This window comes from Streptococcus sp. Marseille-Q7087, from assembly GCF_965111935.1.
The window spans coordinates 1314545-1335419 of record NZ_CBCOPJ010000001.1 but is presented as its reverse complement, the minus strand read 5'-3'; the positions used below and the strand labels follow the sequence as shown (position 1 = coordinate 1335419).

The window sequence follows — 20875 nt, the reverse complement described above, 5'->3', positions numbered from 1 at the left end:
ACTGTTTTTACAGAAAAGTAAAGGAGATTAGCCTATGGCAATCGAATTATTAACTCCCTTTACAAAAGTGGAGTTAGAGCCAGAAATCAAGGATAAAAAACGTAAGCAAGTTGGAATCTTAGGGGGAAATTTTAACCCTGTTCACAATGCCCACCTGATCGTGGCAGACCAAGTGCGCCAACAGTTGGGATTGGATCAAGTTCTGCTTATGCCTGAATACCAACCACCTCACGTAGATAAAAAGGAAACCATCCCTGAGCACCACCGTCTCAAAATGCTTGAATTGGCGATTGAGGGAATTGAAGGTCTGGACATTGAAACCATTGAGCTAGAGCGCAAGGGCATTTCCTACACCTACGACACCATGAAGATTTTGACAGAGAAGAATCCAGATACAGATTATTACTTTATCATCGGTGCCGACATGGTAGACTACTTACCTAAGTGGTATAGAATTGATGAACTGGTTGACCTCGTTCAGTTTGTAGGGGTTCAACGACCACGCTATAAGGCAGGAACTTCTTATCCAGTCATTTGGGTGGATGTACCCCTTATGGACATCTCATCTAGTATGGTGCGTGATTTTATTGCCCAAGGACGTACACCTAACTTTCTCCTACCAAAACCAGTGCTAGACTATATCGAGAAAGAAGGGCTTTACTGATGGCATACCAAGACTATATCAACTGTTCGCGTGAAGAATTGTTGGAAAAAATGGCAGAGCTCCTACCTGAAAAACGTCTAACCCATTGTCTGGGTGTCGAGCGTGCAGCCATAGAATTGGCTCAGCGCTTTGGTGTGGATGTTGAGAAAGCTGGTTTGGCAGGTCTCCTTCATGACTATGCTAAAAAGCTATCAGATCAAGAATTTTTAGACTTGCTAGATCGTTATCAGCTAGACCCTGACCTTAAAAACTGGGGCAACAATGTCTGGCATGGGATGGTCGGCATTTACAAGATTCAGGAAGATTTAGATTTGAAAGATCCTGAAATTTTGCGTGCAATAGAAATCCATACAGTTGGAGCTGGTCAGATGACCGACCTAGACAAGGTCATCTACGTCGCAGACTATATCGAGCACAATCGTGCCTTTCCAGGTGTGGACCAGGCACGTGAGATTGCAAGTTTGTCACTCAATAAGGCAGTAGCCTATGAAACAGCTCGCACTGTCGAGCATTTAGCTCGCCAGGGATTTCCCATCTATCCCCAAACCCTTGAAACCTATAACGCCTTTGTGCACTATTTGAAAGAGGATTAAATGAAGACGGCTTTTATCATTATTGATGTACAAAATATTTTAGTGGAAACTGGGTTTCAGACAAAGGGTCTATTGGAAAAAATTTCTTATTTACAAAACCAAGCTAGAAGTAAGAATATCGAAATTATCTATGTTCAACATATTGAGAACCCTGAAGCCCAAACATCAGAAGATTGGCAGTTATCTGCGCTTTTAAATCGAAAACCTGATGAAAAGGTCTTTCAGAAGAAGTATAATAGTATTTTCAAAGAAACTGGCTTAAGAGAATACTTGGATAAACAGGGAATTGAAAAATTAGTTTTATGTGGTATGCAGACTGAATATTGTGTGGATACCTCTGTCAAGGTTGCTTTTGAATATGGCTATCAGCTTATTATTCCAGAAGGAACTTGCACAACGTTTGATGGGAAAGACATTCCAGCTGAAACGATAAATGAATTTTATGAGGGCATTTGGGAGGGGCGCTTTGCAGATGTCCTAGATTGTAAAAATATTTTTTAAAAGAGGATTAAATGAACGAAAAAGAATTATTAGAACTAGTCGTGAAAGCGGCTGATGAGAAACGTGCCGAGGACATTCTCGCACTTGATGTACAAGAATTGACCAGTGTGACAGACTACTTTGTTATCACTAGTTCTATGAATAGCCGTCAATTGGACGCTATCGCTGAAAATATCCGTGAAAAAGTTGCTGAAGCAGGCCTTAAAGGTAGCCATGTTGAAGGTGATGCAACTGGAGGCTGGGTTTTACTTGACCTTGGTGGAGTCGTTGTGCATATCTTCTCAGAAGAAATGCGTGCCCACTATAACCTCGAAAAACTATGGCATGAGGCAAATTCTGTAGACATTTCAGAAGCCTTAGCATAGAAGATGAACTCAGTTGTAATCAACTGGGTTTTATTTGCTTATGTTAGAAGAAAATTGTTAGAAAGGTAAGGGCTAGTGGTGTTTATCATGGGGCTCTTGGTATCATGATTATGGCAACTTATGAAACTTTTGCGGCGGTCTATGATGCGGTCATGGATGATAGTTTATACGACAAATGGATGGATTTTTCGCTACGCTATTTACCTAAAACCAAGGACAGAAAGAAACTCTTGGAGCTTGCTTGCGGGACAGGCATCCAGTCTGTCCGCTTTTCTCAAGCTGGTTTTGATGTGACTGGACTTGATTTGAGTGCGGATATGTTGAAAATTGCCGAAAAGAGAGCGGCTTCAGCCAAGCAAAAGATTGTTTTCATTGAAGGCAATATGCTGGATTTATCCAAGGCTGGTAAATACGACTTTGTGACCTGCTATTCTGATTCTATCTGCTACATGCCGGATGAAGTGGAAGTAGGGGATGTCTTTAAAGAAGTCTATAATGCTCTCAATGAGGACGGGGTCTTTATCTTTGATGTGCATTCGACTTACCAGACGGATGAGGTCTTTCCTGGCTATTCCTATCATGAAAATGCAGAAGACTTTGCCATGCTCTGGGATACCTACGAGGATGCAGCACCACATTCTATCGTGCATGAGTTGACCTTTTTTATCAAGGAAGCGGATGGATCCTTTAGTCGTCACGACGAAGTGCATGAGGAGCGTACATACGAGGTCTTGACCTATGATATTTTGCTAGAACAAGCTGGTTTTAAATCCTTCAAGCTTTATGCTGACTTTGAGGATAAGGAGCCTACAGATACCAGTACTCGTTGGTTTTTTGTGGCACAAAAGTAGGAGAACATCATGACCATTATAGGTATTATCGCAGAGTTTAATCCTTTTCATAATGGCCACAAATACCTGCTGGAACAGGCTAAAGGGTTGAAAATTGTGGCTATGTCTGGGAATTTCATGCAACGAGGAGAGCCAGCTATCGTGGACAAGTGGACTCGGGCCCAGATGGCACTGGAGAATGGCGCAGACCTGGTAGTAGAATTGCCCTTTTTAGTCAGTGTACAAGCAGCGGATTTCTTTGGACAAGGAGCAGTAGATATCTTGGCGCAGTTAGGAATTGATAGCCTAGCTTTTGGGACAGAGGGAGTTCTAGATTACCAGAAAATTGCTAACTTATACGCAGAGCGTGCTCAAGAGATGGAGAATTTTGTGGATAATCTACCTGATTCCCTCTCCTACCCTCAGAAAACCCAAGCCATGTGGAAGGAATTTGCAGGTCTTGATTTTTCGGGTGATACGCCCAATCATGTCTTAGCTCTCGCCTACGCCAAGGCAGTTGCTGGGAGAGATATCAACCTTCATCCAATTAAGCGTCAGGGGGCAGGCTACCATTCTGTGGACAAGGATGTGGACTTTGCATCGGCAACAGCTATCCGTCAGCATCAATCAGACCAAGATTTCTTAGAACGCTTTATGCCAACTGTTGAGCTGTTTGAAAATGCTAGTAGGGTGAACTGGGAAGATTATTTTCCACTTTTACGCTATCAAATCTTGTCAAATCCAGATTTAAGTGCTATTTATCAGGTCAATCAAGAAATGGCGGTGCGGATTAAGGAAACCATCAAAAAAGTTCAGTCTGTTGACGAATTGGTCGAGGTGGTTGCCACCAAGCGTTACACCAAGGCACGTGTGCGACGCCTCTTGACCTATATCTTGGTGCAGGCTAGAGAAAGTGACTTGCCAGAAGGTATTCACGTCCTTGGTTTTACCGAAAAAGGCAGACAACACCTTAAAACTCTCAAGGAGCAGATCAATCTCGTCAGCCGAATCGGTAAAGAACCCTGGGATGCCATAACACAAAAGGCAGATCAAATTTATCAACTGGGACACCCTAGTATCGCAGAACAAAATTTTGGTCGAGTGCCAATCAGAATCGAATCAAACTAAGTCTACTGAACAGTAGGCTTTTTACTTATTTTTTTGTAAAAAATTCTATAAAAAATTGGGTTCGTTAAAGAAGCCTATTTTACTAGGGAAAACAACAATTTCAACTCAAAAAATGACCAAAATATCTACCATTTAAGGTTTGTTAAAAATACTTTTTTGTGGTAAAATGTATAGGAATGTATGTCATTCGGATAAACAAATAAATTGAGGTAAAAACATGGAAATTATGACAATTGTTATAGTTGTTTTTGCCGTCATCATTGGTTTAGTCATTGGATATGTCAGCATCTCAGTCAAGATGAAATCATCACAAGAGGCTGCAGAGTTGATGCTTTTAAATGCTGAACAAGAAGCAACTAATTTACGAGGACAAGCTGAACGCGAAGCGGATTTATTACTCAATGAAGCTAAAAGCGAAAGCAAATCCCTTAAAAAAGAAGCACTATTGGAGGCTAAAGAAGAAGCCAGAAAATACCGCGAAGAAGTGGACGCTGAATTTAAGTCAGAGCGTCAAGAACTCAAGCAAATCGAAAGTCGTTTGACGGAGAGAGCTACGAGCCTTGACCGTAAAGACGATAATTTGACGAACAAAGAAAAAACACTTGAACAAAAAGAACAAAGTATTTCTGATAGAGCAAAAAACCTTGATGCACGTGAAGAGCAACTAGAGGAAATTGAAAAGCAAAAGCAAGCTGAACTAGAGCGTGTCGGAAGTCTGACACAGTCAGAAGCAAAAGACATTATCTTAGCTCAGACAGAAGAAAACTTGACTAAGGAAATTGCTAGCCGCATTCGTGAAGCAGAGCAAGAAGTCAAGGAACGTTCAGATAAGCTTGCTAAGGATATCTTGTCCCAAGCCATGCAGAGAATTGCTGGTGAGTATGTAGCTGAGTCTACCAACTCTACAGTTCATCTGCCTGATGATACCATGAAAGGTCGCATCATTGGTCGTGAAGGTCGCAATATCCGTACTTTTGAAAGTTTGACAGGGGTTGATGTCATCATTGATGATACGCCAGAAGTGGTAACCTTGTCAGGTTTTGATCCTATCCGCCGTGAGATTGCTCGTATGACGATGGAAACCTTACTTAAGGATGGACGTATTCACCCAGCTCGTATCGAAGAGTTGGTTGAGAAAAACCGTCAAGAAATTGATAATCGTATTCGTGAATATGGTGAAGCAGCAGCCTATGAAATCGGGGCACCTAACCTTCACCCAGACTTGATGAAGATCATGGGTCGCTTACAGTTCCGTACTTCATACGGACAAAATGTCTTGCGACACTCAATCGAAGTGGCTAAGTTGGCTGGTATCATGGCTAGCGAACTTGGTGAAAATGCAGCCCTTGCCCGTCGTGCAGGATTCCTTCACGATATCGGTAAAGCCATTGACCGTGAAGTAGAAGGTAGCCACGTTGAAATTGGTACTGAATTGGCTCGCAAGTATAAAGAACATCCAGTCGTGATTAACACGATTGCTAGTCACCACGGGGATGTAGAGCCAGAAAGTGTGATCGCAGTTCTCGTTGCTGCAGCGGATGCCTTAAGTGCAGCCCGTCCAGGAGCTCGTAGCGAATCGCTTGAAAGCTACATCAAACGTCTCCATGATTTAGAGGAAATCGCGAATAGCTTTGAGGGTGTTCAAAATAGCTTTGCCCTTCAGGCTGGTCGTGAAATCCGTATCATGGTGAACCCAGGTCAAATCAAGGACGACAAGGTCACAATTTTAGCTCACAAAGTTCGTGAGAAAATTGAAGGTAATCTCGATTACCCAGGAAATATCAAGGTAACCGTGATTCGTGAACTTCGTGCAGTTGATTATGCAAAATAAATAAGAAAGAGCAGTTGAAAAATTACTGCTTTTTTGTTACACTAGATAGAAAGATTGTAGTAAGCAGAAATGGCTTTACACAGTGAATTCAGATGAATTTTTAAGTCATTTCACAAACTATCCAAAGGAGACATCATGGCAGACCGTGGCTTACTAATCGTTTTTTCAGGTCCTTCTGGAGTTGGAAAAGGAACGGTTAGACGAGAAATTTTTGAGAGTTCTGAAAATCAATTCCAATATTCTGTATCTATGACAACACGGGCTCAACGTCCAGGTGAAGTAGACGGAGTTGACTATTTCTTCCGTACGCGTGAAGAATTTGAAGAATTAATTCGTCAAGGACAAATGTTAGAGTATGCAGAGTATGTAGGCAACTACTACGGTACTCCTCTGACTTATGTCAATGAAACCCTTGATAAGGGAATCGACGTCTTTCTTGAAATTGAAGTACAAGGGGCTCTCCAGGTCAAGAAAAAAGTTCCAGATGCTGTCTTTATCTTTTTGACACCACCAGATTTGGAAGAATTGCAAGACCGTCTCGTTGGTCGTGGCACAGATAGTGCAGAAGTGATCGCACAGCGTATCGAGAAAGCCAAAGAAGAAATTGCTTTGATGCGTGAGTATGACTATGCTATTGTCAATGACCATGTTCCTCTTGCTGCAGAACGTGTCAAACGTGTGATTGAAGCTGAACATTTCCGTGTAGATCGTGTTATCGGTCACTATCAGGATATGCTACCAAAGTCTCCGACTATTCGATAAACTATAGAAAACAGGTACAAACAAATGATGCTTAAACCCTCTATTGATACCTTACTTGACAAGGTACCATCAAAATATTCACTCGTCATCTTGGAAGCAAAACGTGCTCACGAATTAGAAGCTGGAGCAACTCCAACGCAAGAATTCAAATCTGAAAAATCTACACTTCGTGCCTTGGAAGAAATTGAATCAGGGAATGTAACCATCCACCCAGATCCAGAAGGGAAACGCGAAGCTGTTCGTCGTCGTATCGAAGAAGAAAGACGATTGAGAGAAGAAGAAGAAAAGAAAATCAAAGAGCAAATCGCGAAAGAAAAAGAAGAAGGTGAAAAAATTTAAGGTTGGGGGGACTCAATCTTATTTTTTCTATTGCAAGAATACTCAATCAATTGAAACGATTTAAGAAGAGAAGGAGGTGAGGAAATGGCTATTGCAGAAATCATTGTGGATGTTTCCTTGATGCAGACGGACCAGCCCTATAGCTATAAGATTCCTGAGGAATTTAAAGATATGTTGGAAGTCGGCATGCGAGTCCACGTTCCATTTGGGAAGGCCAATCGCTTGATTCAAGGGATAGTTCTTGGAATTGAACAAGACTCAGATGCGGAAGTGGCAGACGATAACTTGAAAGAGATTGCCGAAGTGCTGGACTTTTCTCCTGTCTTAACGGAGGAACAGCTCTGGCTGGCTGAAGAACTACGTAAGTCAGTCTTTTCCTATAAGATCTCCATTCTTAAAGCGATGCTTCCTGGGTTTTTGAACTCTAGCTATGATAAGATCCTCTATCCTCTGGAAGGCTTGAGTCAAGAAGACAGACATCGTTTGTTTGGTTCGCAGGAGTCTCTAGCATTTTCATCTCTCGACCTAGAAAAGCAAGCTGAGATGATGCGCTTGACCCGAAAAGGGCTCTTGAAACTAGAGTATCAGGCTGTAGACCAGAAGAAGGTTAAAACACAGTCTTGGGTTGAAGTGAATCTTGATAAATTAGAAAAGCTAGAAATCTCAAATCGTGCCAAGAAGAAATTGGAACTGCGAGAATATTTAGTAGCACATCCTGAAAGTACTCCTTTGGCTACTTTGTTAGAACATTACTCACGGGAACAAGTTAACTTCTTTGTAGAACAGGGTGCTTTAACGATCCTTCAAAAAGAAGTCCAACGTTCTGCTGCCTATTTTGAAGGTATTGAATCTAGCCAATCTTTAGAATTAAATCCAGAGCAAAAACAAGCCTGTGAGGCGGTTGTTGGAGCGATTGGAAAGAAACATCCTCCCTTTCTTCTTCAAGGAATTACAGGAAGTGGGAAAACGGAGGTTTACTTGCAGATTATCCAAGGAGCCTTGGATATGGGGAAAACAGCTATCGTTCTAGTTCCAGAAATCTCTCTGACACCTCAAATGACAGAACGTTTCATTGCTCGTTTTGGTGATAAAGTAGCTATTCTCCATTCAGGTTTGTCTAATGGTGAAAAGTATGATGAATGGCGCAAGGTGGAGCGAGGAGAAGCACAGGTAGTTGTTGGTGCTAGGTCTGCCATTTTTGCACCTTTGAAAAATCTAGGTGTTATCATTATCGATGAAGAGCACGAGGCTAGCTACAAGCAAGACAGCAATCCTCGTTACCATGCTAGAGATGTGGCTCTTTTACGGGCCCAGTACAATCAAGCTGCCCTAGTTCTTGGTTCTGCAACACCAAGTCTAGAAAGCCGTGCGCGTGCTGGTAAGGGTGTCTATCAACATCTACGTCTAACTCAACGTGCCAATCCTTTAGCAAGCATTCCTGAGGTTCAACTGATTGACTTCCGTGATTACATCGGGCAGAACGAAACGTCAAACTTTACACCTCCTCTGATTGAGGCAATTAAAGATCGACTGGACAAAAAAGAGCAGGTTGTTCTCATGCTCAATCGCCGTGGTTACTCTAGCTTTGTCATGTGCCGGGAATGTGGGACCGTTGATACCTGTCCAAACTGTGATATTTCCTTGACGCTACACATGGATACTAAGACTATGAATTGTCATTATTGTGGTTTTTCTAAGGAAATCCCTCATGTCTGTCCCAACTGTCAGAGTCGTAGTATTCGATACTATGGAACGGGAACTCAAAAGGCCTACGATGAGCTAGCAGAACTCTTTCCTCAGGCTCGCATTCTGCGAATGGATGTAGATACAACACGTAAAAAAGGCAGTCACCAAGCTCTACTTGAACAATTTGGCAATGGTGAAGCGGACATATTGTTAGGAACCCAGATGATTGCCAAGGGCTTGGATTTTCCAAATGTGACCTTGGTTGGTGTTCTCAATGCAGATACTGCCTTGAACCTGCCTGATTTTCGTTCTTCTGAGAGAACCTTCCAACTCTTGACCCAGGTGGCAGGACGAGCAGGTCGTGCTGAAAAGGCAGGTCAAGTATTGATTCAGTCCTATAATCCTCAACACTACGCCATCCGTTTTGCCAAGGAACAGGACTACGAAGGTTTTTATGCCTATGAAATGGGCATTAGACGTCAACTTGGCTATCCACCTTATTATTTCACAATTGGGATTACCTTGTCTCATAAGAAAGAAGAAGAGGTTATTAGAAGAGCTTATGAGGTCATGGAAATTTTGCGGTCAGGTTTGTCGGATGCTAGTATCATCCTTGGTCCAACGCCTAAACCTATCGCTCGTACTCATAACCTCTATCACTACCAAATATTGATTAAATATCGTTTAGAAGATGAGTTGGCTTCGACCCTTAACCAGGCCTTGGCCTTGACACAAGAACGTGAAAACAGTGAGCTTCGTCTCAGTATTGATCACGAACCGCAGCAATTTTTGTAAAAAGGAGAAAAGATGACAAAACTAATCTTTATGGGAACGCCCGATTTTTCAGCGACCGTTTTGAAGGGACTTTTGTCAGATGATCGCTATGAAATCGTGGCCGTCGTGACTCAGCCAGATCGAGCGGTCGGTCGTAAAAAAGTTATTCAAGAAACCCCAGTGAAACAAGCAGCTAAAGAAGCAGGGCTTCCTATCTACCAACCCGAAAAATTATCAGGTAGTCCAGAAATGGAAGCTATCATGAATTTGGGAGCTGATGGGATTGTGACTGCAGCTTTTGGACAATTTCTCCCAAGTAAACTCCTTGATAGCATGGATTTTGCAGTCAATGTGCATGCTTCGCTTCTTCCTAAACACCGTGGCGGTGCTCCTATTCATTACGCCTTGATTCAGGGTGATGAGGAAGCAGGAGTAACCATTATGGAAATGGTCAAGGAAATGGATGCTGGTGATATGATTTCCCGTCGTAGTATTCCGATTACCGATGAGGACAATGTCGGAACCTTGTTTGAAAAATTGGCGGTTGTTGGTCGTGATCTACTTTTGGATACTTTACCTGCTTATATTGCTGGTGAAATTCAGCCAGAACCACAAGATCCAAACCAGGTTACATTTTCTCCAAATATCAAACCTGAGGAAGAAAAGTTGGATTGGAACAAGACCAACCGTCAACTCTTTAACCAAATCCGTGGGATGAATCCATGGCCTGTTGCTCATACCTTCCTCAAGGGCGAACGCTTCAAAATCTATGAAGCTCTACCAGTAGATGGTCAAGGGACTCCAGGTGAGATACTCTCCATCGGCAAGAAAGAATTGATCGTCGCAACAGCAGAAGGAGCTTTGTCTCTTAAACAGGTTCAGCCAGCAGGAAAACCTAAGATGGATATTGCTTCCTTCCTCAACGGTGTGGGACGAACTTTGGCAGTAGGAGAACGATTTGGTGACTAAAGTAGAAACGGCTAGAAGTTTAGCCTTAGAGGTGCTAGATGACGTTCTTGTCAATCAAGCATACTCCAATATCGCCTTAAATAAACACCTCAAAGGAAGTCAACTGTCAGCGGCAGACAAAGGTTTGGTGACAGAGCTGGTCTATGGAACTGTAGCTCGAAAACTCACACTAGAGTGGTACATTTCTCACTTTATTGAGGATAGAGACAAGCTAGACAGCTGGCTCTATGTTTTGCTTCTCATGAGCGTCTATCAACTCCAATACTTGGATAAGCTTCCTGACCATGCAGTGGTCAATGAAGCGGTAGAAATTGCAAAAGCTCGTAAGAAGGGTAGCGAAAAATTGGTCAATGCTGTTTTGCGCCGTATTTTGCGTGAGGGTTTGCCTGATATTGACAGTATCAAGCGTAAGAACAAGCGTGATTCTATCGCCTACTCTTTGCCAGTTTGGTTGATTTCTAAGCTCAAGGAAGAGTATGGAGAAGCGCGAGCTCAAGCGATTTTTGAAAGTCTTTTAAAACGCAACAAAGCCAGTATCCGTGTGACAGATTTGAGTCGCAAAGAGGAAATTAAAACTTTACTTGATGCCAGTGATTCGATTCTGTCAGCTGCTGGTTTGGTCAAGGAGCAAGGGCACTTTGCGGGTCATGACTTGTTTGCTGAAGGGGCTATTACCATCCAGGATGAGTCAAGTCAATTGGTTGCACCGACACTAGAGCTACAAGGTGACGAGCAGGTTTTAGATGCTTGTGCAGCTCCTGGTGGAAAGACCGCCCATATGGCATCCTATTTGACGACAGGTCATGTAACGGCTCTAGATCTCTACGACCATAAACTCACTTTGATAAAAGAAAATGCGGAGCGTTTAGGTGTAGCAGATCGTGTGCAAACGCAAAAACTGGATGCACGAAAAGTGCATGAGTTTTTTGGCAAGGATCGATTTGATAAAATTTTAGTCGATGCCCCTTGTTCTGGTATTGGACTCTTACGTCGAAAACCAGATATCAAATACAATAAAGACACTGCTGATTTCGCGTCATTACAGGAAATTCAGTTGGAAATATTAGGTAGTGTTTGTCAAACACTACGTAAAGGTGGTATAATAACTTATAGTACCTGTACTATTGTCTCTGAAGAGAACTTTCAAGTTGTTCAAGCATTTTTAGAAAGTCATCCAGAGTTCGAGCAGGTTAAACTAGAACACGAATGTAAGGATATCCTGAAAGATGGCTGCATCCTCATTACTCCAGAATTGTATGGAAGTGATGGATTCTTTATCAGCCAATTTCGCAAGATATCCGATTAGGGAGGAACTGACACAATGGAGATTTCATTATTAACAGATGTTGGTCAGAAACGTACAAATAATCAAGACTATGTTAATCTTTTTGTCAACCGTGCCGGTCGTACATTGATTATCTTAGCAGACGGGATGGGAGGACACCGAGCAGGGAATATTGCCAGTGAGATGGCAGTAACAGATTTAGGTGTAGCCTGGGTTGATACTCATATCGATACCGTAAATGAAGTTCGTGAATGGTTTGCAGAACATCTAGAAATCGAAAATCAAAAAATTTATCAAATGGGGCGTGATGATGCTTACAAGGGAATGGGAACAACTTTAGAAGCCCTTGCAATTATTGATAATCAAGCTATTTTTGCCCACATTGGAGATTCTCGTATCGGCTTGATTCGTGGTGAAGAATACCATCAATTAACGAGTGATCATTCTTTGGTGAATGAATTGCTTAAGGCAGGTCAATTAACACCTGAAGAAGCTGAAGCACATCCACAAAAGAATATCATCACCCAGTCTATTGGACAAAAAGATGAGATTCAACCAGATTTAGGGATTGTAAGTTTGGAACCGGGTGATTATCTTGTTATGAATAGTGATGGTCTAACTAACATGATTTCAGGTAGCGAAATCTATGACATCGTGACAAGTGATATCTCACTTGACGACAAGGCGGCAACTTTAGTACGTTTTGCAAACAATGCCGGAGGGCTTGATAACATTACTGTTGCTTTGATTGCGATTGAGGAGGAATCAGAATGATCCAGATCGGCAAGATATTTGCCGGACGATATCGGATTATCAAACAAATTGGCCGCGGAGGGATGGCAGATGTCTACCTGGCTAAAGATTTGATTCTGGATGGGGAAGAAGTGGCAGTGAAGGTTCTTAGGACCAACTACCAGACGGACCCAATCGCTGTTGCACGTTTTCAGCGTGAAGCGCGTGCGATGGCAGACCTAGATCATCCTCATATCGTTCGAATTACGGATATCGGTGAAGAAGATGGTCAACAGTACTTAGCTATGGAATATGTAGCTGGTCTTGACCTCAAACGCTATATCAAAGAACACTACCCTCTTTCAAACGAGGAAGCTGTTCGTATCATGGGGCAAATTCTCTTGGCTATGCGTTTGGCACATGCAAAGGGGATTGTTCACCGTGATTTGAAACCTCAAAATATTCTCTTGACTCCTGATGGTACTGCGAAAGTTACAGACTTTGGGATTGCAGTAGCCTTCGCAGAAACCAGTTTGACACAGACCAACTCTATGTTGGGTTCTGTCCACTATCTATCACCTGAGCAGGCGCGTGGTTCTAAGGCAACTATACAGAGTGATATTTATGCGATGGGAATTATTTTCTTTGAAATGTTGACCGGTCATATTCCTTATGATGGAGACAGTGCTGTTACGATTGCACTGCAACATTTCCAAAAACCTCTCCCATCGGTCATTGCTGAAAATCCTTCAGTACCACAGTCATTGGAAAATGTGGTCATTAAAGCGACAGCCAAAAAGTTAACAGACCGTTACCAAACGGTTTCTGAGATGTACGTTGACTTATTGAGCAGTCTTTCTTACAATCGTCGTAATGAACCAAAGCTAGTATTTGACGACACAAGTAAGGTTGACACAAAAACCTTACCAAAGATGTCTCAGTCTACTTTGACAGCGATTCCTAAAGTACAACCGAAGGAAGAAAATCCTCAGACTCAAAAGCCAAATAAAAAGGTAGCGGGTAAAGAAACTGCTCCAAAACCAGTCAAGAAACGCCGTTTCAAAGCAAGATATTTGGTACTTTTGGCCAGCTTTATACTTGTTTTAGCTTCCCTTTTCTGGATTGTATCGAAAACACCAGCTACTGTTGAGATTCCAAAAGTTGCAGGTCAAACTGTTGCTGAAGCTAAGGAAAACCTGAAAAAAGCGAATTTTGAGATTGGTGAGGAGAAGACTGAAGCTAGTGATACCGTAGAGGAAGGTCGGGTTATCCGAACAGATCCAGATGCTGGTTCAGCTCGCAAAGAAGGAACTAAGGTTAATCTCATTATTTCTTCAGGTCAACAATCCTTCAAGCTTGGAAATTATGTTGGTCATAAATCAACAGATGTCATAGCAGAATTGAAAGGGAAAAAGGTTCCTGAAAATCTCATCAAGGTTGTTGAAGAAGAATCAAGTGAAACAGAGGCAGGTCTCGTTATGAAACAAAGCTTGCCAGAAGGAACTACATATGATCTTAGTAAGGCGACGGAGATTGTCTTAACGGTTGCTAAAAAGGTATCAACTGTACCTATGCCTTATTATATTGGTTCAGGTCTTGAGTTTACGAAGAATAACTTAATTCAAATTGTTGGTGTGAAAGAAGCAAATATTGAAGTTGTAGAGGTTTCGACAGCTCCAGATGGTACTGCAGAAGGAACAGTCGTGGATCAAAATCCTAAACCATATGAGAACATTGATATCACTAAAACTCGTATTAAAATCTTTATATATAAACCTAAAATAAATACTACAACTACGCAAGTACCACAAAATAATAGAATTGAGGTAACGCCTTCTCAAACTCATGAGATTGAAACAAGTCAGAATACGACAACTGAGCATAACTAAAGAGTCAACATTGCTTATTAATCAATCTTTGTCACAGTTTTTGTGACAAAGATTTTTTTTCCTTCAAATTTATGATAAAATAAAAGGAGTTTAAAAAGGAGGAGAACATGGACGAAGTCAAACAACTGAATGCAGTGATCGATGTCATTATGCTAGCAGGAACAATACTGCTTCGCAATGGTTCTGAAATCTATCGTGTCGAAGATACCATGATTCGGATTGCTCATTCACAAGGCATCATGGATTGCAATGTTTTGGCCATGCCTGCAGCTATTTTTTTCTCCATAGAAAATACAAATATCTCTCGTATGAAGCGAGTGACCTCCTCGGCTTATAATATTGAGAAGGTGTGTGATGTCAACCAGATTTCACGGCAACTCGTATCAGGACAGCTTGATTTGGAGACAGCCTTTATCCAATTAAAGGAATTAAATGCTAAACCGTCTCCCTACACCAATGTTCAACTGACTGCTGCAGCGACTCTCAGTGCTCCCTTCTTTTCAATCATGTTTGGTGGGAATGTCTACGATGCCATCGGAGCAGGAGTGGCAACCTTATTTGCCTTTACTTTCTCTCTCTATGTAGAGAAGTTTATTCGTATTCCTTTTATGACAGCTTTTGCAGGTGCTCTTGTCTTCGGTTTGATTGCACAATTTTGGGCACGCTATTCTGGTTTGCCATCGACAGCTGATTTGGTCATTGCAGGTGCGGTAATGCCATTTGTTCCCGGAATTGCCCTGACCAATGCTGTTCGAGATATTATGACCAATCACATTAACTCTGGTATGAGCAAGATGTTTGAATCCTTGCTGATTACCCTTGCCTTGGGGGCTGGAACATCAGTCGCCCTCGTACTCATGAACTAATATGACAGTAACAACATTTTTATTGCAAGCTCTGGCAAGTTTGCTTGCCATTATCACCTTTTTAATCGTTTTAAATGTCCAACGTTCCATGCTCATTCCTGGTGGAGTTTTGGGGATGTCTATCTGGTTACTCTACCTGCTACTCAAGGAACCAACTAATGTCATTTTAGCAACCTTTATTGCTGCGGTGATTGGTTCTTGTATCAGCCAGATTATGAGTATTATCTACAAAACACCAGCCGTTGTGTTTGCTTTAGCCATCTTGGCTCCACTGGTACCAGGTTATCTCTCTTATAGAACGACTTCATTTTTTGTAACAGGTGACTATAGAAACGCCATTGCCAGTGCAATGTTGGTGATGATGTTGGCCCTTGTTATTTCAATAGGAATGGCAAGTGGGACAGTTGTACTGAAGTTGTATCACTATCTCAAAAAGAATCGAGCTAGCTAAGTCTCGATTTTTTCGTGGGTAGAGTGGCTGAAAGAGCATGAGTACGGCGATAGAAATGAACTTGATTTGGGGAATCAAGTCTTTTTTCGCTCATTTGACCTCAATTATGATAAAATAGAGGTGAACGAATTTTTACAATGAATGATAAAAATAGAGGTAAATATGAAAATCGGTATTGATAAGATTGGTTTTGCGACCAGTCAATACGTTTTGAAATTACAAGATTTAGCAGAAGCTCGAGGAACTGATCCTGAAAAATTGAGTAAAGGACTCCTTTTAAAAGAATTGAGTATTGCTCCTTTAACAGAGGATATTGTTACCTTGGCTGCCAGTGCAGGAAATTCTATCCTGACTGAAGAAGAGAAGCAAGAGATTGATATGGTTATCGTAGCGACAGAGTCTGGGATTGACCAGAGTAAAGCTGCAGCTGTCTTTGTACACGGCTTGCTTGGAATTCAACCATTTGCTCGTAGTTTTGAAATCAAGGAAGCTTGCTATGGGGCAACTGCGGCCCTTCACTATGCTAAGTTACACGTAGAAAATTCTCCTAAATCAAAAGTCTTAGTACTAGCTAGTGATATTGCAAAATATGGTGTCGAAACTCCTGGGGAACCAACCCAAGGAGCAGGCTGTGTTGCCATGTTGATTAGTCAAAATCCACATGTTATGGTCTTCAACAACGATAACGTTGCGCAGACTCGTGATATCATGGACTTTTGGCGTCCAAATTATTCAACGACCCCATTTGTAAATGGAGTCTACTCAACACAGCAGTATTTGGATAGCTTAAAAACGACTTGGGAAGAGTACCAAAAGCGTTATGACTGCGACTTGAATGATTTTGAAGCTATTTGTTTCCATTTGCCATATCCAAAGCTAGCTCTCAAGGGATTGAAAAAAATTCTTGATAAATCTCTACCCCAAGAGAAAAAGGATTTACTTCAAAAACACTTTGATGAGTCCATTATTTATAGCCAAAAAGTTGGGAATATCTATACAGGTTCACTCTTTTTAGGACTCTTGTCTCTTCTTGAAAACTCTGATAGTCTCAAAGCAGGGGACAAGCTAGCTCTCTACAGCTACGGAAGTGGTGCTGTATCTGAGTTCTTCAGTGTGGAATTGGTTGAAGGCTATGAACAGCAATTGCAGAAAAATCGCTTAGAATTGCTAGACCAGCGTCAAGCATTGAGCGTAGCTGATTATGAACGAATCTTCTTTGAGGAAGCAAACTTGGATGAGTCAGGTTCTGCAACCATGTCAGGCTATGAAGGACAGGACTATGCTCTGGTTGAGATTGTAGAACACCAACGTCGCTACAGCAAGGTTGAAAAATAATGAAAAAAAATTGGAATGGATTTGCTAAAAAATCAATTCAAGAGCGCCTTGAGCTCGTTAAGTCTCAGGCGCTTACTTCTATGGAAGCCCAAGAAAGTCTTGAGCAAAATGAAAATCTTAGTATAGCAGTTGCGGATCAACTGAGTGAGAATGTGGTAGGAACCTTTTCGCTTCCTTACTCAGTAGTTCCAGAAGTCTTGGTAAATGGCCAAGAGTACACAGTTCCTTATGTAACAGAAGAACCATCCGTCGTTGCTGCGGCTAGTTTTGCTAGTAAGATTATTAAACGTGCTGGTGGGTTCAGAGCTCAAGTTCATCAGCGTCAAATGATTGGTCAGGTTGCTCTCTATCAAGTACCAGATAGTAACCAAGCTCGTCAGGCTATTCTGAGTCAAAAAGCAGAACTACTCGAATTAGCAAATCAAGCCTACCCATCAATCGTTAAGCGGGGTGGGGGTGCTCGTGATTTAAAGGTTGAGAAAATTTCTGGTGAGACGGACTTTTTAGTAGTCTATCTCCATGTAGATACTCAGGAAGCCATGGGCGCCAATATGCTCAATACCATGCTTGAGGCCCTAAAACCTAGTCTAGAGGCTCTCAGTCATGGGCAAAGTTTAATGGGAATCTTATCCAACTATGCAACTGATTCATTGGTAACTGCGACTTGCCGCATCGCCTTTCGTTATTTGAGTCGCCAAAAAGATGAAGCGCGTGAACTGGCAGAAAAAATGGTATTAGCCAGTCAGTTTGCCCAAGCAGATCCTTATCGAGCAACCACTCATAACAAAGGAATCTTTAATGGAATCGATGCTCTCTTGATTGCGACAGGAAATGATTGGCGTGCCATCGAAGCAGGAGCGCATGCCTATGCGAGTCATGATGGTGCTTATCGAGGTCTCAGTTGTTGGACTATGGATTTGGAAACAGAGGAGCTAATCGGAGAGATGACCATGCCGATGCCAGTTGCTACCAAGGGTGGATCAATTGGTCTTAATCCTCGTGTAGTCCTCAGCCATGAGTTGCTAGGTCATCCATCAGCTAAGGAATTGGCCCAAATTATCGTGTCAATTGGTCTTGCACAAAACTTTGCAGCTCTTAAAGCTCTTGTCAGTACAGGTATTCAGCATGGACACATGAAACTTCAGGCAAAATCGTTAGCGCTTTTAGCAGGTGCGACTGATGCAGAAGTATCCAAGTTAGTAGAAAGCTTGATTGCTGAAAAAACTTTTAATCTAGAAAAAGCACAGACTCTTTTGAAAAAATTAAGATCATAAGAAAAACTCAGACGAATCTAGTCTGAGTTTTTTTGTGCTTAAATACTTTTACCTGGTAAGAGACTAACTGGTAAGAAATAACCAGTCGTGGCAACTTCTTTGCCCTCGATTTTTTGAAGTAGTAAATCAACTGTTAGGCGAGCAATTTCTTCCAAGGGTTGTTTAATGGTAGTGAGGTGAGGATAGAAATTCTCGATAAAATAAGTCCCGTCATAACCAATAACCTTAAGTTGTTCTGGAACAGAAATACCAAGTTCCTGAGCGATCTTCATCACCAAGATGGCTGTCAAATCATCCGATGCGAAAATCGCATCTGGTTTTTGTTTGGTTAGGATATTTTTGATTTCCATTTCCTTGCGGAGGGGTGAAAAGTCACTGGAAATATTGATGATGGGAGCTTTTGGGAAGATAGAAGCAAAGCCTGCATGACGAAGTCCAGTTGGTGAGTTGGAGTTGTCATTACCTGTAATCATAATAACAGACTTAGCTCCAGTTTTCTCTAAAGTTTGAGCTGCAAGGACTCCACCAGCATAGTTATCAGAGGAAACAACAGGAATGTCCGGTGATAGGTTACGGTCAAAAGAGATGATTGGTGCTGTGACGCGATTGTAGTCTTCAATTCCCAAGTTATGACTACCAGAGATGATTCCATCCACTTGGTTGGCTTCTAGCATTTCAAGATACTCACGTTCTTTTTCTGAATCGTGCTCACTATTGCAGATGATTGTCTTGTAACCTTTTTTGAAGAGTTCGTGTTCCAATTTGTCAATCAATTCAGCATAGAACACATGGCTAATTTTTGGGAAAATCAAACCGATTAACTTGGCTGATTTTCCTTGAAGACTTCGAGCTAAGTTATTGGGTTTATAGCCCAGCTCACGCATAGCATTATTAACCTTTTGAATGGTTTTTTCTGAAAGATAACCCTTTTTGTTGATGACACGTGAAACAGTAGTAGGGCTGACGCCAGCCAATTTTGCGACATCAGTTAGTTTTGCGACCATATTCTAATTCGTAGTAAGTTCCAGTTGGGTTTCCAGATTTAATCACGATTCCATTTTGGTTCTCATGTGGGAAGACACGACCAGAAAATACTTTTTCTCCTTTATTAATGAAAATTTCAAAGACTGAATTATCAATGAAGATATTTACAGTAGTGGCTTTATTATCAATTGGACATGAGCGAGTAGTTCCAAATTCTTGAGCATATTGCTCACCTGCTTGACTACGGTCAACGGTTACTTGGCCATTGACAAGATCGAAATTGATAGAGAGCCCCTTGCCGTCTTTATCAGCAAGAAGGATGATTTCACTTTGGCTATTAGCCTCTAAGTTTAGTTCAAGTTCGTAGGTGTTCTTAGTTTCAGAACGATTTGAAAATTCCTCTTTTGAAGCACGGAGTTCCTTGATGGCTGCTACAGGATACTGATAGAGTTTGCCATCTTTAATGGTTAATTCTTTGACCAATGAGAAAGTTCCTTGGTGATCAAAGCGATCAGATGGATAAGAAACATCTGGTAAACCAAGCCAACTTACTGCTAAGGCACGTCCATCAGGAGCGTTGAAGGCCTGAGTAGCATATGCTTCGAAACCATAGTCTAGATTGTGTAGTTCAGACGCATCTACCATACGTGCATTTTCAGGATCGAAGGAAGCACCAATTTTATACATATTTGGATAGATATTGTCATAGTCAAGAACCTTTTTATCCAAACCTTGTGGGCAGTAGAGAAGGATAGGTTGTTCTCCAACAAAGACAAGATTTGGGCACTCCATCATATAGGCAGTGCGGTCATTGTTGAAGTCCAAATCACCAACTTCTTGCCAGTTTGTATAATCATTATCGACAGATTTGTAGAGACGGACAAATCCTTTTTTCTCCAAGTCTTGTCCACCAACGATTGCGTAGTATTGTCCTTTAAAGTTGAAAATCTGTGGATCACGGTAATGGTCAGTAGCATCAGCTGGTTGATCAATCAAGACTTTGTCAATTTTTTCAATCTTGCCGTCCTTATCCATTAAGGCACCAATCTGATAAGGGTGGCGGACCCAATTTTCATCACGGACATTTCCTGTATAGAATAGAAACAATTGATTGCCAAACTGCATAGCAGATCCAGAGTAAGCGCCGTGGCTATCAAGTGGAGTATCAGGTAAGATTTTAACACCAGTTTCAGTAAAGTGAACCAAGTCGTCACTTTCAAGCTGAACCCAAGATTTTAAACCATGAGCTGCACCAAAGGGAAAGTTCTGGTAAAAGACAATCCACTTACCATCAAAATAAGAAAAACCGTTCGGGTCGTTAAGGAGTCCTTGCTTTGGTTCGACGTGATAGGCAACATGCCATGGTGACTGCGCCATCTTTTCTTGGATTTCTTTTCTTTCTTCTTGTGTCCAATCTTCGTAGCGTCTATAACGACGCTCGGTAGTCCATTCCATTTATATTCCCTCCATAAATTCTACTATCTTTATAGTAAACGTTTCCTTTTAAAAAAGCAAGTCTTTTATCATAAAATTAAGAAAAAAATGTCAAACGATTGACAGAAACGGATTGAAGGATTTTATGAAAATAAATGAAAAAATGAAAGAATTTGCAAAAAA

At 41.6% G+C, this 20875-nt stretch carries 20 protein-coding genes; 18 read left to right on the top strand and 2 right to left on the bottom strand.

What is annotated here, in order from left to right:
* The first annotated feature begins 34 nt into the window (after window positions 1–34).
* The 18 genes from ACWPVF_RS06905 to ACWPVF_RS06820 all read left to right on the top strand — a co-directional run bounded on the left by ACWPVF_RS06905 (window position 35) and on the right by ACWPVF_RS06820 (window position 18274).
* Window positions 35–664 (top strand): nicotinate-nucleotide adenylyltransferase, encoded by a 630-nt coding sequence (locus ACWPVF_RS06905; RefSeq protein WP_454385384.1) that lies wholly within the window; start codon window positions 35–37, stop codon window positions 662–664.
* Entirely contained in the window at window positions 664–1257 is a 594-nt protein-coding gene (gene yqeK, locus ACWPVF_RS06900) for a bis(5'-nucleosyl)-tetraphosphatase (symmetrical) YqeK (protein ID WP_454385382.1), read from the top strand. Before ACWPVF_RS06905 ends, yqeK begins: the two co-directional genes overlap by 1 nt.
* Window positions 1258–1758: a cysteine hydrolase family protein gene (locus tag ACWPVF_RS06895; protein ID WP_454385380.1), complete on the top strand. Its 501-nt coding sequence runs from the start codon at window positions 1258–1260 to the stop codon at window positions 1756–1758.
* A gap of 11 nt (window positions 1759–1769) precedes the next feature.
* A complete protein-coding gene (rsfS, locus tag ACWPVF_RS06890) occupies window positions 1770–2123 on the top strand; it encodes a ribosome silencing factor (RefSeq protein WP_454385378.1) in 354 nt (117 codons plus the stop codon).
* A 110-nt stretch (window positions 2124–2233) separates the two neighbouring features.
* A complete protein-coding gene (locus ACWPVF_RS06885; protein WP_454385376.1) occupies window positions 2234–2974 on the top strand; it encodes a class I SAM-dependent DNA methyltransferase in 741 nt (246 codons plus the stop codon).
* Window positions 2975–2983: 9 nt separating this feature from the next.
* The gene (locus ACWPVF_RS06880) at window positions 2984–4081 is read left to right on the top strand and encodes a nucleotidyltransferase (RefSeq protein WP_454385374.1); all 1098 of its coding nucleotides are present in this window, start codon (window positions 2984–2986) and stop codon (window positions 4079–4081) included.
* A gap of 217 nt (window positions 4082–4298) precedes the next feature.
* Window positions 4299–5912, top strand: coding sequence for a ribonuclease Y (locus ACWPVF_RS06875; protein ID WP_414307640.1), 1614 nt, complete (start codon window positions 4299–4301; stop codon window positions 5910–5912).
* Between the two features lie 135 nt (window positions 5913–6047).
* A complete protein-coding gene (gene gmk, locus ACWPVF_RS06870) occupies window positions 6048–6674 on the top strand; it encodes a guanylate kinase (protein ID WP_000775049.1) in 627 nt (208 codons plus the stop codon).
* Between the two features lie 24 nt (window positions 6675–6698).
* On the top strand, window positions 6699–7013 hold the full coding sequence (gene rpoZ, locus ACWPVF_RS06865; protein ID WP_004251389.1) for a DNA-directed RNA polymerase subunit omega: 315 nt from the start codon (window positions 6699–6701) through the stop codon (window positions 7011–7013).
* Between the two features lie 84 nt (window positions 7014–7097).
* On the top strand, window positions 7098–9494 hold the full coding sequence (locus ACWPVF_RS06860) for a primosomal protein N' (protein WP_414307639.1): 2397 nt from the start codon (window positions 7098–7100) through the stop codon (window positions 9492–9494).
* 12 nt (window positions 9495–9506) lie between these two features.
* Window positions 9507–10442, top strand: coding sequence for a methionyl-tRNA formyltransferase (gene fmt / locus ACWPVF_RS06855; RefSeq protein WP_414307638.1), 936 nt, complete (start codon window positions 9507–9509; stop codon window positions 10440–10442).
* Window positions 10435–11748 (top strand): 16S rRNA (cytosine(967)-C(5))-methyltransferase RsmB, encoded by a 1314-nt coding sequence (gene rsmB / locus ACWPVF_RS06850; RefSeq protein WP_454385371.1) that lies wholly within the window; start codon window positions 10435–10437, stop codon window positions 11746–11748. Before fmt ends, rsmB begins: the two co-directional genes overlap by 8 nt.
* A gap of 15 nt (window positions 11749–11763) precedes the next feature.
* Window positions 11764–12501, top strand: coding sequence for a Stp1/IreP family PP2C-type Ser/Thr phosphatase (locus tag ACWPVF_RS06845; protein WP_454385369.1), 738 nt, complete (start codon window positions 11764–11766; stop codon window positions 12499–12501).
* Window positions 12498–14348, top strand: a complete 1851-nt coding sequence (gene pknB / locus ACWPVF_RS06840) for a Stk1 family PASTA domain-containing Ser/Thr kinase (RefSeq protein WP_414307635.1) — start codon at window positions 12498–12500, stop codon at window positions 14346–14348. The genes ACWPVF_RS06845 and pknB overlap by 4 nt, the downstream gene beginning before the upstream one ends.
* Before the next feature lie 107 nt (window positions 14349–14455).
* Entirely contained in the window at window positions 14456–15214 is a 759-nt protein-coding gene (locus ACWPVF_RS06835; protein ID WP_414307634.1) for a threonine/serine exporter family protein, read from the top strand.
* 1 nt (window position 15215) lies between these two features.
* Entirely contained in the window at window positions 15216–15665 is a 450-nt protein-coding gene (locus ACWPVF_RS06830) for a threonine/serine exporter family protein (RefSeq protein WP_454385367.1), read from the top strand.
* A 162-nt stretch (window positions 15666–15827) separates the two neighbouring features.
* Entirely contained in the window at window positions 15828–17000 is a 1173-nt protein-coding gene (locus ACWPVF_RS06825; RefSeq protein WP_454385365.1) for a hydroxymethylglutaryl-CoA synthase, read from the top strand.
* Window positions 17000–18274, top strand: coding sequence for a hydroxymethylglutaryl-CoA reductase, degradative (locus ACWPVF_RS06820; protein ID WP_454385363.1), 1275 nt, complete (start codon window positions 17000–17002; stop codon window positions 18272–18274). The genes ACWPVF_RS06825 and ACWPVF_RS06820 overlap by 1 nt, the downstream gene beginning before the upstream one ends.
* A gap of 38 nt (window positions 18275–18312) precedes the next feature.
* On the opposite strand, the gene ACWPVF_RS06815 is transcribed toward ACWPVF_RS06820, so the two are convergent.
* Both ACWPVF_RS06815 and ACWPVF_RS06810 read right to left on the bottom strand, forming a co-directional pair.
* The gene (locus ACWPVF_RS06815) at window positions 18313–19278 is read right to left on the bottom strand and encodes a LacI family DNA-binding transcriptional regulator (RefSeq protein WP_454385361.1); all 966 of its coding nucleotides are present in this window, start codon (window positions 19276–19278) and stop codon (window positions 18313–18315) included.
* Window positions 19259–20713: a sucrose-6-phosphate hydrolase gene (locus tag ACWPVF_RS06810; RefSeq protein WP_454385359.1), complete on the bottom strand. Its 1455-nt coding sequence runs from the start codon at window positions 20711–20713 to the stop codon at window positions 19259–19261. Before ACWPVF_RS06810 ends, ACWPVF_RS06815 begins: the two co-directional genes overlap by 20 nt.
* Window positions 20714–20875 lie beyond the last annotated feature (162 nt).